17 protein-coding genes are annotated in these 15,442 nt (G+C 42.3%); all 17 read left to right on the top strand.

What is annotated here, in order from left to right; genetic code table 11:
* Positions 1-42: 42 nt before the first annotated feature.
* The 17 genes from HXT40_RS04730 (at position 43) to HXT40_RS04650 (ending at position 15,434) form a co-directional block, all read left to right on the top strand.
* Positions 43-678: a virulence protein gene (locus HXT40_RS04730; protein WP_065189448.1), complete on the top strand. Its 636-nt coding sequence runs from the start codon at positions 43-45 to the stop codon at positions 676-678.
* Positions 678-905 carry a DUF4314 domain-containing protein gene (locus tag HXT40_RS04725; protein WP_065189452.1) on the top strand — a complete coding sequence of 76 codons (228 nt, stop codon included), beginning with the start codon at positions 678-680 and terminating at the stop codon, positions 903-905. The genes HXT40_RS04730 and HXT40_RS04725 overlap by 1 nt, the downstream gene beginning before the upstream one ends.
* A 113-nt stretch (positions 906-1,018) precedes the next feature.
* Positions 1,019-1,303 (top strand): transcriptional regulator, encoded by a 285-nt coding sequence (locus HXT40_RS04720; RefSeq protein WP_065189447.1) that lies wholly within the window; start codon positions 1,019-1,021, stop codon positions 1,301-1,303.
* Between the two features lie 132 nt (positions 1,304-1,435).
* The gene (locus HXT40_RS04715) at positions 1,436-1,660 is read left to right on the top strand and encodes a DUF7678 domain-containing protein (RefSeq protein WP_065189446.1); all 225 of its coding nucleotides are present in this window, start codon (positions 1,436-1,438) and stop codon (positions 1,658-1,660) included.
* Positions 1,661-1,780: 120 nt separating this feature from the next.
* On the top strand, positions 1,781-3,373 hold the full coding sequence (locus HXT40_RS04710) for a terminase large subunit (RefSeq protein ID WP_065189445.1): 1,593 nt from the start codon (positions 1,781-1,783) through the stop codon (positions 3,371-3,373).
* A gap of 11 nt (positions 3,374-3,384) precedes the next feature.
* Positions 3,385-4,674, top strand: coding sequence for a phage portal protein (locus HXT40_RS04705; protein WP_101888693.1), 1,290 nt, complete (start codon positions 3,385-3,387; stop codon positions 4,672-4,674).
* Positions 4,631-5,374, top strand: coding sequence for a head maturation protease, ClpP-related (locus tag HXT40_RS04700; RefSeq protein ID WP_081264729.1), 744 nt, complete (start codon positions 4,631-4,633; stop codon positions 5,372-5,374). Before HXT40_RS04705 ends, HXT40_RS04700 begins: the two co-directional genes overlap by 44 nt.
* Positions 5,375-5,376: 2 nt before the next feature.
* Complete coding sequence (locus tag HXT40_RS04695; RefSeq protein WP_065189444.1) at positions 5,377-6,561, top strand: phage major capsid protein; 1,185 nt, start codon at positions 5,377-5,379, stop codon at positions 6,559-6,561.
* 30 nt (positions 6,562-6,591) lie between these two features.
* Positions 6,592-6,870, top strand: coding sequence for a head-tail connector protein (locus tag HXT40_RS04690; RefSeq protein ID WP_004125785.1), 279 nt, complete (start codon positions 6,592-6,594; stop codon positions 6,868-6,870).
* Positions 6,871-7,203 (top strand): phage head closure protein, encoded by a 333-nt coding sequence (locus tag HXT40_RS04685; RefSeq protein WP_065189443.1) that lies wholly within the window; start codon positions 6,871-6,873, stop codon positions 7,201-7,203.
* Positions 7,200-7,580: an HK97 gp10 family phage protein gene (locus tag HXT40_RS04680; protein ID WP_004117070.1), complete on the top strand. Its 381-nt coding sequence runs from the start codon at positions 7,200-7,202 to the stop codon at positions 7,578-7,580. The genes HXT40_RS04685 and HXT40_RS04680 overlap by 4 nt, the downstream gene beginning before the upstream one ends.
* Positions 7,573-7,911 (top strand): hypothetical protein, encoded by a 339-nt coding sequence (locus HXT40_RS04675; protein ID WP_065189442.1) that lies wholly within the window; start codon positions 7,573-7,575, stop codon positions 7,909-7,911. The genes HXT40_RS04680 and HXT40_RS04675 overlap by 8 nt, the downstream gene beginning before the upstream one ends.
* On the top strand, positions 7,895-8,476 hold the full coding sequence (locus HXT40_RS04670) for a major tail protein (RefSeq protein WP_020757772.1): 582 nt from the start codon (positions 7,895-7,897) through the stop codon (positions 8,474-8,476). The genes HXT40_RS04675 and HXT40_RS04670 overlap by 17 nt, the downstream gene beginning before the upstream one ends.
* Positions 8,477-8,490: 14 nt before the next feature.
* Positions 8,491-8,856 carry a hypothetical protein gene (locus tag HXT40_RS04665; RefSeq protein ID WP_020757771.1) on the top strand — a complete coding sequence of 122 codons (366 nt, stop codon included), beginning with the start codon at positions 8,491-8,493 and terminating at the stop codon, positions 8,854-8,856.
* Positions 8,857-9,101: 245 nt separating this feature from the next.
* A complete protein-coding gene (locus tag HXT40_RS04660) occupies positions 9,102-11,927 on the top strand; it encodes a phage tail tape measure protein (RefSeq protein ID WP_065189635.1) in 2,826 nt (941 codons plus the stop codon).
* 11 nt (positions 11,928-11,938) lie between these two features.
* Entirely contained in the window at positions 11,939-12,601 is a 663-nt protein-coding gene (locus HXT40_RS04655; RefSeq protein WP_231108443.1) for a hypothetical protein, read from the top strand.
* A 1-nt stretch (position 12,602) separates the two neighbouring features.
* Positions 12,603-15,434: a phage tail protein gene (locus HXT40_RS04650; RefSeq protein ID WP_065189624.1), complete on the top strand. Its 2,832-nt coding sequence runs from the start codon at positions 12,603-12,605 to the stop codon at positions 15,432-15,434.
* Positions 15,435-15,442 lie beyond the last annotated feature (8 nt).

Genomic DNA, 15,442 nt, shown 5'->3' with positions numbered 1-15,442 from the left:
GTGATGTATATACACAAGGAAAAACCTAAAGGAGGTATTAAAATGAGCTTAGAATATGGTTTAAAAGGTTCTAAAAGAAAACCACTCATACAAGCAATAGAAAACTTAACAGGTCTTAAAGCCGCGTATCTTAAAACACCCAGCATGGCTTACAAGATAGGTCCTTTCACAGTTGATAAAACTGGGACAGTAACATCTGCGGATGATGAAGACCTAAAGGATCTAAAACAAATACTCGAGGGCGATTATGGTATAAGCCTTCCGGAAAACCTGAGTGAAAGCACACGCATGCTTACAGTCGAGTTTCCAAAAGATAAGCTTGATGTGACTAAGCTTAGAAAAATCATCAAAAACAAGTGTGATTTAATCAAAAAAGCACTCGATGTGACAAGTCTTGAAATAGAAGAAAACGATGAAACAGTTAGTTTTCCCTGGTTTAAAGATGTAAGCCAAGATCATATGGATACTTACACGAAGCTTATTTCTGCTCTTTGCAAAATGAGCTTGGAAGTAAAACATGTGAATGAAACTAAGCATAAGCCGGTTAACGATAAGTATGCTTTCAGATGTTTTCTTCTTAGACTCGGGTTTATAGGAGACGAGTTTAAAAAGGATAGAAAGATTTTGCTTTCCCGTTTAGAAGGCTCGTGTGCTTTTAGAAACGAAAGAGGTGAATGATGGGAGCATTAAGTAGAGAACAGGTTGAAAAACTGAGAAAAACTTATCCTAAAGGTTGTGTGGTAGAGCTTATCTTAATGGATGATGTTCAGGCACCTCCTATCGGCACTAAAGGCAGAGTACGAGGTGTTGATGATATGGGTTCAATCATGGTTTCTTGGGAAACAGGAAGCGGGCTAAGTGTTGTTTATGGCGTGGATAAGTGCCGAAAAATTAGCGACTTTTAAGAACAATAATTAGTGGGAATATCAGCGGTTTTATCCCGTTTATTGCTTGATAATATGTGCTTTTAGAGTGATATATAGTATCAGCAAAAGCAAAGAAGCAAAGGAGAAAAACCATGAAAAAAGAAACCTTACAAAGACTTGCAAGCGAAGTTAAAGCCTGCAGACGCTACACGCTAAACGCAATCAAAAAAGCTGAAGAAGGGAAAATTAGTTCGGCTATCAGCATGCTCGACATTGCGCAAACAGCAAAAACCTGCGCCATGCAAGCTCACGAGGAGCTTTGGAAGGTAAGCGAAGGAAAACTAAACGATACGGAGTTTGAACTGTTTGCGGATGCTGAAACCTTGGACAAGGATATTCAAAAAGCCTACCAAGCGATTAAACAGGCAAGAAATTAAAAAGAAAAATTGGTTAAACCTAAAGAAAAATCGTGGAATTACCTGCGATTTTTTCTCATTTATGACTTGCTATTAGGTGCTTTTAGAGTGATATATAGTACTAACAAAAAGCACAGAAAAAGGAGCAAAACCATGTGGGAACAAGATACGCTTAAAGTTGAAGATCAGGTTGTAAGCTACAGTATGAAGGTTTTTGAAGAGCCAAGCGAATATGGGATTAACCAGGGTCGAATTTCCAAGCTTACTTTGAAAAACAATAACAAGGTTATCGCAAACTATGATAGAGGCTGGGATATTATGCCAACAGGCAAGCTTGCAAATGAGGCTTTAGAAATGATCCTTGACGCTAGAAACTAGAAACTGAAGTTTTATTAAAAGTAGCAGGGCTTTTAGGCCCTGTTTCTCGTAGGAAAGATAAGAAATGATGTGGGCGCTGAAAGCGTCTTTTTTTATGCCTAAAGAAAGGAGGAGCTTAAGTTGCAAGCATACGAGGTTACTAAGTTTAAAAAAGAAGATTCAACGTATAGTAAGGATTTAGCGGATTATGCTGTAAGTTTTATTGAATGTTTAACACACACGAAGGGAACGTGGGCTGGTAAGCCTTTTAAGCTCCTTGACTGGCAGGAGCAGATTATTAGGGACTTGTTTGGCGTGGTGAAACCGAATGGTTACCGTCAGTTTAATACTGCTTATATTGAGATACCTAAGAAGATGGGTAAAAGTGAGCTTGCTGCTGCAGTGGCACTGCTTTTATGCTGTGGGGATAATGAGGAGCGTGCGGAAGTTTATGGTTGTGCGGCGGATCGTCAGCAGGCAACGATCGTGTTTGATGTGGCGGCGGACATGGTTAGAATGTGTCCGGCTCTTAATCGTAGGGTTAAAATTTTAGCTTCGCAAAAACGTATTATTTTCCTACCAACTAACAGTTTCTACCAGGTGTTGTCGGCTGAAGCTTACTCTAAACACGGTTTTAACATTCACGGTGTCGTGTTTGATGAGCTTCACACGCAGCCAAACCGTAAACTTTTTGACGTGATGACTAAAGGCTCCGGGGATGCTCGCATGCAGCCACTGTATTTTCTGATTACCACGGCTGGTACGGATACGCATTCTATCTGCTATGAGACGCATCAGAAAGCAGTGGATATTCTCGAGGGTAGGAAAATTGATCCAACTTTTTACCCAGTGATTTATGGTGCAAAAGATTCGGATGATTGGACGGATCCTAAGGTGTGGAAGAAAGCTAATCCTTCTCTTGGGGTGACGGTTCAAATGGAGAAAGTTAAGGCTGCTTTCGAGTCCGCTCGGCAAAATCCTGGTGAAGAGAATGCTTTCCGTCAGCTTCGTCTTAACCAGTGGGTGAAACAGTCTATTCGTTGGATGCCGATGGAAAAGTGGGATGCTTGCGGTTTTCAGGTGAATGAGGAAGAACTCGAGGGCAGGGTCTGCTATGGGGGTCTTGACCTTTCAAGTACCACTGATCTTACGGCTTTTTCGCTTGTGTTTCCGCCTTTAGATGAGTCGGATAAGTTTCGTATCCTACCTTATTTTTGGGTGCCTGAAGAAACCTTGAGTTTGCGTGTGAAACGAGATCACGTGCCGTATGATGTGTGGGAAAAACAAGGGTTTATTAAGACTACGGAAGGAAACGTTGTTCACTATGGGTTTATTGAAAAATTCATCGAAACTTTAGGTGAACGTTTCAATATTCGTGAGATTGTTTTCGACCGTTGGGGCGCGGTGCAAATGGTGCAAAACCTTGAAAACATGGGGTTTACCGTGGTCCCGTTCGGACAGGGATTCAAGGATATGAGTCCGCCTACAAAGGAGCTTATGAAGCTTACACTCGAGCAGAAAATCGCACACGCAGGGCATCCGGTGCTTCGATGGAACATGGATAACATTTTCATTCGCACAGATCCTGCCGGAAACATTAAGGCAGATAAGGAAAAATCAACCGAGAAAATCGACGGTGCTATCGCCACCATTATGGCGCTTGACCGTGCTATCAGATGCGGTAACGCGAACACTCAAAGCGTGTATGACGCTCGAGGAATCCTATTCATGTAAGGAGGTGGGTCGTGAGTATTTTTAGTAAGATTTTTAAGAGCAGGGATAAGCCTGAAAACAGGATGTTAGGCGGCGGTTATCGTTTCTTAATGGGCGCGTCCTCGTCCGGTAAAAGGGTGAATGAGCGTTCGGCGATGCAGATGACGGCGGTTTACTCGTGTGTGCGTATTTTGTCTGAGGCGGTGGCGAGTCTGCCGCTTCACGTGTATGAGCGAACGAGTACAGGTACGGCTAAAGCTGTTAAACATCCTTTGTATAAGGTGCTTCATGATGAGCCGAATCTTGAGATGACAAGCTTCGTGTTTAGAGAAACATTGATGACGCATCTACTGTTATGGGGTAATGCTTACGCTCAGATTATTCGAAACGGTAAAGGCGAGGTTCTAGGCTTATACCCTTTAATGCCTGATCGTATGAGAGTTGACCGGGATGAGAGTGGCCAAATTTTTTACGAGTATACGTTAAATGATAGTGATGTTTTAGCGGGTAAAGAAACGAGTGTGAAACTTAAACCTTTTGACGTGCTTCATATTCCCGGTCTTGGTTTTGACGGTCTTGTTGGCTATTCGCCTATTGCGATGGCAAAAAACGCTATCGGTATGGCGATAGCTACGGAAGAGTATGGTGCATCGTTTTTCGCTAACGGTGCTACACCAAGCGGAATCTTGGAATACCCCGGAACAGTAAAAGATCCGTCTGGTATGAGGGATAGTTGGAATAAGGGGTTCTCGGGTTCTAACTCGCATAAGATAGCGATTTTAGAGGAAGGCATGAAGTATACGCCTATTTCTATTTCGCCTAACGAAGCACAGTTTCTTGAAACTCGTAAGTTTCAGATTAACGAGATCGCTCGTATTTTCAGAGTCCCACCACACATGGTTGGTGATTTAGAAAAGTCGAGTTTTTCTAATATTGAACAGCAGTCGCTGGAGTTTGTGAAATACACGCTTGATCCTTGGGTGGCACGGTTTGAACAGTCTATTACGAGACGGCTTTTTACTGATAAGGAGAAAGAAACTTATTATGTGAAGTTTAACGTGGATGGTCTTCTTCGAGGAGACTATCAGAGTCGTATGAATGGTTATGCTACCGCTCGTCAAAACGGTTGGATGAGCGCAAACGATATTAGACAGTTAGAAAACTTGGATAAGATTCCAGCCTGTGAGGGTGGTGACTTGTATTTGATTAACGGCAACATGCTCCCGCTTAACCGTGCAGGAGCGTTCGCAAACAGTAGCGGAAAGGAGGAAAAAGGTAATGAGGAAGTTTTGGCAGTGGAAAAACCAAAAGGAAAACAATGAGACTAATGAGAATAATGAGATTTTTGAGAGAACGCTGTTTCTTAACGGTACGATTGCTGAAGAATCATGGTTTGATGATGATGTAACCCCACAACTTTTTAAAGACGAGTTAAACGCTGGTAGTGGGAATATTACCGTGTGGATTAACTCTCCCGGCGGCGATTGTGTGGCTGCGGCACAAATCTATAACATGCTCATGGATTACAAGGGTTGTGTGACGGTAAAGATTGATGGGATTGCAGCTTCGGCTGCATCAGTGATTGCGATGGCTGGCACAAAGGTTTATATGAGCCCGGTGTCAATGCTTATGATTCATAATCCTATGACGGTTGCTTTTGGAAACAGAAGCGAAATGGAAAAAGCAATATCAATGCTTGATGAGGTCAAAGAGTCCATTATTAACGCTTACGAGATTAAAACAGGGCTTAACCGTGTGAAACTGTCGCATTTAATGGATTCGGAAACGTGGATGGATGCTAACAAGGCGGTAGAACTCGGGTTCGCGGACGGTGTTTTAACTAGAGGTGAAACCGCTGATATTGGCATACCACAGGTTTCAACATTGTATTCGAAATTAAGCGTGCAAAACACGTTATTGGAAAAAATATGTAAAGCCTGCCGGATAAGCGGTAAGGAAACAAACAATATTAGTGCAGACGATCTTATGGATCGTCTTTTTTTAATCAAAAATTGGAGGTAAACATGATGAACACTATTTCAAACATGGTTGAGAAACGTAATAAGGCTTGGCAGGGTGCGAAAGCTTTCCTTGAGTCTAAACGTGACAAGGACGGGCTTATTTCAGAAGAAGACGCGAAAACTTATGATGAGATGGAAGCGAAAGTGAAAGCTTACAGTATGGAAATTGATCGTTTGGAGCAGATGGAAGTGATGGATAAGGAGCTTTCAAAACCAACATCTGAGGCGATTGTTGCAAAACCTATGAAAACCGGTGTGAACCTTGAAAAACAAGGGCGTGCGCGTGACGAGTATAAGCAGGCAATGCTTACAGCTCTTAGAAGTAATTTTAAACGAGTCGATAACGTGTTGCAGGAAGGTGTGGACGCTGACGGCGGGTATCTTGTGCCGGAAGAATACGATAATCGTCTGATTGAAACGTTGAAAGAAGAAAACATTATTCGCTCTCTTGCTACCACGATTACTACTAGTGGCGAGCATAAGATTAATGTTGCGATGAGTGATCCTGCGGCGGCTTGGATTGAAGAAGGCGCAAGCCTTAACTTTGGAGATTCCAAGTTTGCTCAAATCCTGCTTGACGCTCATAAGCTTCACGTTGCGGTAAAAGTTACTGAAGAACTCTTGTATGATAATGCGTTTAACCTCGAGAATCATCTTCTCACATCCTTCGGCATGGCGTTGGCTAACGCTGAGGAAGACGCTTTTCTTAACGGGGATGGCGTGGGAAAACCGACTGGTATTTTCAACAAGAAAGACGGTGGTACGTTCCTTAAAGAAACTACCGGTATTAAAACTGATGATCTGATTGATCTTGTTCACGCTTTGAAACGACCATACCGTAAAAACGCGAGTTTTATTATGAACGATAAAACGGTCGCGAGCATACGAAAACTTAAAGACAATAATGGCGCGTATGTTTGGCAGCCTTCATACCAGGATGATGAGCCGAACAGGATTCTCGGATACCCGGTTTACACGTCTGCTTACGCGCCTGAAAACATGGTGGCTTTTGGTGACTACTCGTACTACAACATTGGCGACCGTGGTTCACGCTCGTTTAAAGAGCTTACCGAGCTTTTCGCTGGAAACGGCATGATAGGTTTCGTTGCTAAAGAGCGTGTAGACGGCAAACTCGTGCTTAAAGAAGCAGTGCAGATTCTGCCTGTTAAAACAAGCGTAGCAGCTTAAAAGACGGTTAAAAGTTAAGGAGGGGTGTTGATGATAGTTACAGTTGAGGAAGCAAAAAACTATCTTAGGGTGGATAGTAGAGAAGATGATGAGCTTATCAACACCCTTATTCGTTCTGCTGAAAAACTCTGCCAGGGAGTAGCTCGTAAAAACGATACTAGTTTGATTAGTGAAAACTTTGACGAGTATCGGCTCGCAGTCTTATACGCTACAGGCTACTTGTATGAGCATCGGGAGGAAGCAGACCACCACGCGCTTATGCTCACTTTACGTTCGATGCTTTTTACTGTTAGAAAAACGGGGTTTTAAATGAGAATAGGTTTATTAAACGAGCGTATTGTGCTGCTTAAAAACAGTGTTGAAATTGATGAGGTTGGTAATCATAAGATTAAGTGGAGTAAATATTACGAGTGTTACGCTACGGTGAGTGCTGAAAGTCCCATAGAAGAGACTTCGGCAGGAAACGTATGGGATGAGTCAAAAATAGATTTTACTATCCGCTATTCGAAAGAAACAGCCGTAGTCTCATCGCTTGGTTACAGGATTATTTTCCGTGATACGGTTTACGAGATTTTAGGTGTTGACCACATGAATTATAAGAAGAAAAGCCTGAAACTTCACTGTAAGAGGTGTAAAAAGTGAGCAAAACAGGAGTAGATAATCTTTCAAACAGGATAATAAAAGAGCTTAAAACTTACGCGGATACTACGAGTGAGAAAGTAAAAGAAGCAGTTAAAAATGTGAGTAAAACCGTTAAAGAAGATATAGAAAACACTGCTCCGAAACACACGGGTAAGTATGCGAAAAGTTGGGCGGTTAAAACTGTTAAAGAATCAGAAAACGCTCTCACACTGGTAGTTCACTCAAAAAACAAGTATCAGCTTACACACTTGTTAGAGTACGGTCACGCTAAACGAGGCGGAGGACGTGTGGAAGCAAGAGCACACATTAAGCTTGCGGAAGAAAAAGCGGTTAAAAGTTTCGAAGAAAAAATAAGGGAGGCGATAGAACATGACTAAACTTTTAAACATTATGCAAGAGATAGGTTTTCCTTTTGCTTACCATCATTTTGCTGAAGGAGAATCACCTTCCCCACCGTTTCTTGTGTTTCTTACGCCTGTAAGCAGTAATTTCGCGGCAGACGGGAAAGCGTATTTTAAAGCAAACGAAGTTCATATTGAACTATACACAGATTATAAGAACCCCGTGCTGGAAGAAAAAGTTGAAGCCGTGCTTGATAGACACGGCATTTTTTATAACAAAACAGAGACGTTCATAGAGTCGGAAAAGCTTTATGAAACACTCTACATTTTTGAAATGGAGGTAACAGAAAATGGGAAACAAGGTTAAATACAATCTTAAAAACGTGTACGCGGCAAAACTTAAAAAAGACGCAGGCGGAAGTTTTAACTATGATGCGCCTAAACCTATTCCGGGAGCTGTGAGCATAAGCCTTGATGCGGAAGGTGAATCCTCACCGTTTTACGCTGACGGGATTGTCTACTTCAGGTCGACTGCGAACAACGGTTACAGTGGCGACTTGGAAATGGCTCTTATACCTGAATGGTTTAGAACAGAAATATTAAAAGAAAAACTTGATAAAAACGGTGTGCTGGTAGAAAAAGCAACTACCGGTGAAGCAGAAAAGTTCGCACTCCTTTTTGAGTTTGACGGTGATGTTAAAGCAATCCGCCACGTGCTTTATAACTGCTCGGCTTCCAGACCTTCTATCGCTTCGGAAACCAAGGAAGACACGATAGAACCAGGTACTGAAACACTCTCGCTCACGGCTGATCCTAGAGAAGATGGGCTTGTGAAATCCCGTAGCGGAGATACGACATCTGATGAAACTTACGCTAACTGGTATAAGAGCGTGTACGTTCCTCAAAACACGACAGAGGTTAAACCTAAGTAAAAGGAGTGGTGAACATGATTGAAAAAACAGTAAAAATCGGTGGCAAAGACGTGAAGTTTCGCTCCTCTGCCACTATTCCAAGACTGTATCGCATCAAATTCAAGCGTGATATTTTTCAGGATCTTTCTAAACTCGAAAAATCGTATAAGAGTAAAAGCACCGGGTTTGAGATTGATGATCTGGAGATTTTTGAAAACGTAGCCTACATCATGGCCTACCATGCGGATAACACGATTCCTGAAACGATTGAAAAATGGCTCGATGAGTTTGAAATGTTTTCTATCTACGAGGTGCTGCCTGAAATTTTGGAGCTTTGGGGTGCTAATTTACAAACACAGGTTCAATCTAAAAAAAAGTTACGTCAACTACAAGAGAAATGACGACCGCGTTATTTCTTCTTAGATGCACAGAGATTGGGATAAGTATTTGTGAACTGGATCTTTTAACTATCGGCATGATTTTAGACATGTGGACGGAGAAAGCAAACGATAACGTGAAATACGACAAGCTCGCAAGCCAGGCAGAATTCGACAGGTTCTAGACGAGAACCAAGCATTCTTATGCAAGGCGTTAAAATATCTGATTTTTTTTTATTCCTAAATTAAGAGTAAAAGGAGGTGAAGTTATGGCAAACAGGATTAAAGGTATTACCGTTGAAATCGGTGGAGATACGACAGGCTTGGATAAGGCGTTAAAAGACGTGAATACGACTATCAGATCCACGCAAGCTCAGCTTCGTGACGTAAACAGGCTGTTAAAACTCGATCCGTCCAACGCTAAACTTTTAGCACAAAAACAGCAGTTGTTGCAGCAGGAAATAGCAAACACTTCCGAGAAACTTAACGCTTTAAAACAGGCGGATAAGCAGGCTAAAGTACAGCTTGAAAACGGGGATCTCGGTAAAGACAAGTATGATGCACTGCAGCGTGAGATTATTGAAACCGAGCAGAATCTTAAAAATTTAGAACAGCAGGCCAAGAAAGTCCCATCAGCGTTAGCAGTTTCTATGAAAGAAACCGGGGATAAAATTAAAAGTGTCGGTGAGAAAACAGCCCAAGTCGGCACAAGCTTATCCACGCATGTTACCGCACCAATTGTGGGGCTTGGAGCCGCATCGTTAGCCGCGTTTAACGAAGTTGATGCCGGTATGGACACAATTGTTACTAAAACAGGCGCAACAGGAAAAGCACTTGAGGGTATGCAAGATAGTATGAAAAATCTTGCTACCAGTATTCCTACTGATTTTCAAACCGCAGGTGCTGCTATCGGCGAGGTGAACACAAGATTCGGTTTAACAGGTAAAAGCCTTGAAGACCTGTCAGGCAGGTTTATTAAATTTGCTCAAATTAACAACATGGATGTTTCTACGGCTGTTGATAACACGCAGAAAGTTGTGGCTGCTTTTGGGCTTAAAGCACAGGATGCCGGGGCTTTACTTGATACGATGAACGCAGTCGGTCAGCGTACCGGTGTCAGCATGGATACGCTTGCTAAAACCATGGTTACTAACAGTGCCTCCTTACAGCAGCTCGGGTTTAATGCATCGGATGCTGCTAATTTCTTAGGTAATGTTGAAATGTCGGGTGCTGACACGTCACAGGTTATGACTGCTCTTACTAAAGCATTGGCTGCTGCTACTGCTAAAGGCACGCCTATGAAACAGGCTTTAGAAGATATTCAAAACAGTATGGTGAATGCGAAAAGCGACACTGAAGGTTTAAAAGTAGCTTATGAGCTGTTTGGTAAGCGTGCAGGCGCGGCTATTTATCAGGCGTGTAAAAACGGTTCGCTGTCTTTTGCTGAGCTTGGTACTTCCCTTAAAGATAATGCCGGTAGCGTGGAGAAAACGTTTAACGAAACGCTTGATCCGATAGATAAGTTTAAGACTTCAATGAATAGTCTGAAAATCGTGGGAGCAGATCTTGGCAGTTCTCTTGCAACGGTTTTACAGCCTATGCTTGAAAAGTTCGCTTCCTGTATGAAATCTTTAAGCGAAGCCTGGAACGGGCTGTCTCCGGGAATGAAGGATGCGATAGTAAAAATCACGCTTATTGCTGCAACAGTCGGTCCTGTGCTCATTGTGATCGGGAAAATTATTAGTGCTGTTGGAACAATAACTTCTGCTCTGGGAGGGTTAATCGGACTTCTTGGAGGCACAGCCACAGCCACTACTGCGGTAGGTGTGGCAGGAGGAGCAAGTGCGGCAGGAACAGCGGCGGCAGGGACAGCAGCAGGAACGGCGGCTGTAGGGTTTGGTGCGTTAAACGTTTCACTTCTTCCTATTATCGGTATTATTGCAGCGATTATTGCCGCGGTTGTGGCGATTATTGCGATTATTAAAAACTGGGGTGCTATAAGCGAATGGTTTAAAAACCTGTGGCAGGGTGTTTGCCAGAGCGTGAGCAGTATTTGGCAAAACATCTCGGAGTTTTTCCAAAACGTGTGGCAAGGCTTAGTTCAGGTTTTTACCGGCGTGTGGGATACGATTAAAAACGTGCTCACGGTAGCTCTCATGTTTATCGTAGAGCTTATCAAAGGCTATTTTTCGCTTATCACACTACCGTTTAGGTTTATCTGGGAAAACTGTAAAGACGTGATTATAGGCGCATGGGATGCGATTAAAACCACGGTAAGTAGCGTGCTTGAAGCCATAAACAGTGTAATAACAAGTGTTATGAACACGATTATGTCGTTTATAACAAGCGTGCTAAACACTATAAGCAGCGTGTTTACGAGCGTGTTCAATGCGATTTTAAGTGTTGTAACCTCTGTTTTTAACAGTATAAAATCGGTGGCTGAAACGATATGGAATGGAATTTGCAGTGTTATAACAAACGTGGTGAACACGGTTAAAAATACGGTTTCTACAGTGTTTAACGCGGTAGCAGGCGTTGTAGGCAACGTTTTTAACGGTATTAAAAACACGGCCGTATCAATTTGGAACGGTATTAAAAACGCTATCATCACTCCGATTGAAGCGGCGAAAAACAAGGTTAAAGCAGTAGTTGACGCTATAACAGGCTTTTTTGCAGGTATTAGACTTAGTCTTCCTCATATTAAACTGCCTCATTTTAGTATTAAAGGACACTTCTCACTCGCACCACCGTCTGTACCGTATCTTGCTATCGACTGGTATAAGAAGGCAATGGATAAGCCGATGCTGTTAAACGGGGCTACTATCTTCGGTGAGAAAAACGGGCATTTGCTTGGCGGTGGCGAAAAAGGCCCTGAGGTGATTATGGGGCTTGATACTTTGCAGAATATGAGTGCGGGAGCAAACACGCAAATGCTTAGTGTTATGAACCAGATTCTAGCGATTATGGACTCGTATTTCCCACAGTTTTCCAACCAGAGTATTGTGCTTGATTCAGGCGAGCTTGTGGGAGGTATTGCACACAAGATGGATAGTGAGCTTTTCAAGCTTCAAACAAGAAAAACAAGGGGGTGGTAAAAGTGTATGGCATGACAATAAACGGGTTGCATAGTTTTAAGGATTTAGGCTTAGTTCCAACACTTAAGCCACATGTTAATCTACCATCCCCAAGGTTTAGCTATCTGGAAGTACCCGGAAGATTGGGAAGTTTTGATCTTACAGAAAGTTTAGCAGGTGAAGTTTTATACGAGATGCGTGAAGGAAGTTTTGAGTTCATTGTCGCAGATAAAGTCGTGTGGCAGAAAGCTTACGAGAGGCTTAAACGTGATGTTCACGGGCTTAAAACAACACTTGTATTGGACAGTGAATCTTCCTTTTACTATCAGGGTCGAGTGTGGGTAAGTGATTTTAAATCAGATAAAAACTATGAAACGATTACGCTTAACTACAGGCTAAACCCTTATAAGCACAGTGTTTTAGACATGGAAACAGGTGGCGTGTACACGTTAAAAAACGTGCAGGTTAAAGACGGGAAAGAAATCAGGCTTACCCGTGATTTTGATATGACGCTTATACCTGAATTTACTAATAAAACACTAAACACAATAAGCGTTGATTTTAAAGGAAAAACCTACAGTCTAAAACAAGGCGTATCTCGTTTTCCTGAACTTAGAACACGCGAAAATAATATGACGCTTACGTTTCAAGGCACAGGCACACTTGATATTTCCTACCTAAGGGGGTGGTTATAAATTGTACAGAATAACTCTTGATGAAACAGCCTTGTATTATCCGGGCGACACTAAGAATGTTCTTCTTGACGCGACGCTTAACGTGGAGCTTAACACTGCAGGCACGCTGGTGTTTACGTGTCCGAAAGAAAATCCCTGCTATGAGAAGTTTTTGAACAGAAAATCAGTGGTGAGCGTGTATCGCGGTGAGAAAGAAATTTTTACCGGAGAGGTAAGAGAACAGGAGAAAGACTTAAACCAAAACAAGAAAGTAGTATGCGCAGGTCTTTTAACGTATCTGGCAGACAGTATTCAGCCGCAGAAAGAATATCATGATCACACACCTTACCAACTGTTGGAAAAATTCCTAAACATTCATAACGAGCAGGTGGATGATAGGAAGAAGATTCATATCGGAAAAGTCAGCGTGACAGATCCCAATAATTCCCTGTACAGGTTCACTAATTTTGAAACCACGCTTGAAGCAATTATGGGAAAAATGGTAGATAAGCTGGGCGGATACTTAAAGCTAAGACGAGAAAAAGACGGGCTGTACCTTGATTATCTTCGCTTGGAAGAAATGGGTAAAATGGCGAAGCAACCGGTTGAGTTCGGTTTGAACCTGCTTGATTATACTGAAAACTTATCGGCAGAAGATGTTACTACAGCACTTATCCCTTTAGGTAAAGAACTGGAAAGTGAAAACAGCAAAAACGAGGTTCTTAAAAAATACACGGATATTACAAGCGTTAATAATGGGAAAAATTATCTTGTTTCCGCTCAGGCAAAGAGCGCGTTTGGTTGGGTTTGTAAAGTCGTTAGATGGGATGATGTTGCTGTTCCTGAAAACCTGTTACGTAAAGCCTCTCTTTGGCTTAAAGATAATCAGTTCGAACAGACAGAGCTTAACTTAAGCGCGGTTGACTTATCCGAGTTTGACCTTGATTTTGAAACTATTGAGTGTGGAGACAGAGTTAGGTGCATAGCCTCGCCTTTTGGCATGGACCGGGTATTTCCCGTGATGAGACAGTCTATTCCATTGCAAAAACCCGGTGAGATGAAAATCGTCCTGGGCAGTCAAACCAGACGAAGCTACGTGCAAAGCTCGCATGATAGTGTGCAAAGCCTGCGTGAAGAAAATCTTGCAACAAGAAAAATAGACAACGAGCGCGTGCAAAGTGAAATCAACAATATTAAAGCACAGATGAACATCACATCAGGCGGCTACAAGGTAACAGAATATGATGATTCAGGCAGGTGGCTAAGAGACCTTTACATGGATACGCCTGATAAGAATACTGCTACAAAAGTATTACAGGTTAATATGAACGGGATCGGCGGAAGCCATAACGGTTTTGCAGGCCCTTACAATACGGCGATTACTTTAGACGGGCGTGTTTACGGAGATAGAATAATCGGGCATTCGATTGATGCTGAGAAACTTTCAGTTTCTTACACTTCTCAGGTGGAAAAGCAGATTAGTAACGCAAAACAGGAAGCTATTTCTGATAGTGATGAGAAGCTTAAAAGCTACTATACGATAAACGAGGTTAACACCAAGTTTTCTGTAACTGATCGAAAGATTGAATCAAGTGTTGAAACAGTTAATCAAAAACTGGAGCAGAAAAACGGTAACTATTACGGCACGTATACTCCCTACTCTTCTAATGCTCCGGCTAACTCTTGGACAAGCAGAAGTGAGAAGTTAAACCACGTGGGAGATTTTTTCTTCGACACTCAAACAGGCTACGCCTACAGGTATCGGGTTAAAAGAGACTGCTTAGAGATTAAGTTTAACAGTAATTGCCGTACGGAAAGTGCAAACTATGATTGGGTGGAAGTTTTCTATGAGTCTGAGGGTAAGATTCACGTTTTACCGAAACTTGGCGGTGCGGACATAGCAGATAAAAGAATCTTTGTGCCAAACAATACGTTCTGGCTTTATTTTAGAAGCGATGGCTCAAGCCATGATTATTACGGTTTTAAGATTGATGCGATAAGAAAAAGTGGTTCAAGGAAAGAAGTTGAAGATAGTTTAGCGGTTTTACCTAATGATGCCGGAAACATAATAGAACTGTCAGGCAGCAACTATCCTGAGTCAGAGCATGATCCGTATCAGGATAATACGAGAAAACTCTGGCGGTATACGTCAAATGAGAGTCTTGACAGCTACCTGGAGTTTGACTGGGTTAGAGTTAGTGATAAAGACATTCAGGCGGCTAAAGAAACAGCTGACAGAGCTATATCCAAGGTGTCTATTGTTGAAGACTCGATTACTTCCATGGTGAAAAAGGGTGAGTTCGGTTCGTTTATGCGGCAAAACTACAACAGTTTTCTGATTGGATTTAACGAGTCAAGCAACTATGTTCAAATCACTGCAGGGCAAATAGGTCTTTACAACGGGTCGATTGATTCTGGTAGTAGGCGTGCCGTATTTGATCAAAACGGTAACCATTTTTATCGTGATGGCTACTATGTGGGAAAAATCGGAACGAATCAGTGGAATAAAGACGACTCTCATAAAGGGCTTGTGTTTGACCTCTCTCCTGAAGGAAAGTATATGGCTTTCGCGCAAAAAGAATCATCCTATTCTAATTCGTATAATACGATGCTTTGTTTTTCACGCTCAGGCAGTATATATGACGAGTATGGCTTGCATTTAGGCTGCAACTTTTATGCCCACGGTTTCAAGGTTATAAACCCGCAGTGGGAAGGAGGCTTTGGAACTACGGCAACCATTCATTATGTCCAGGTGCTTGATGTGGATGAGTACGGCAAAGTAAGAAGATGGGGTGAAAACGGGCGCATGGTATTTAAAAACGGTATCCTCATGGACTTGACTTTCTACAACTAAGGAGATGA

Source organism: Gardnerella sp. DNF01180P (assembly GCF_049244205.1).
GTDB lineage: Bacteria > Actinomycetota > Actinomycetes > Actinomycetales > Bifidobacteriaceae > Bifidobacterium > Bifidobacterium swidsinskii.
The sequence above is the reverse complement of the archived record's forward strand: the minus strand, read 5'-3'. Positions and strand labels throughout refer to the sequence as shown.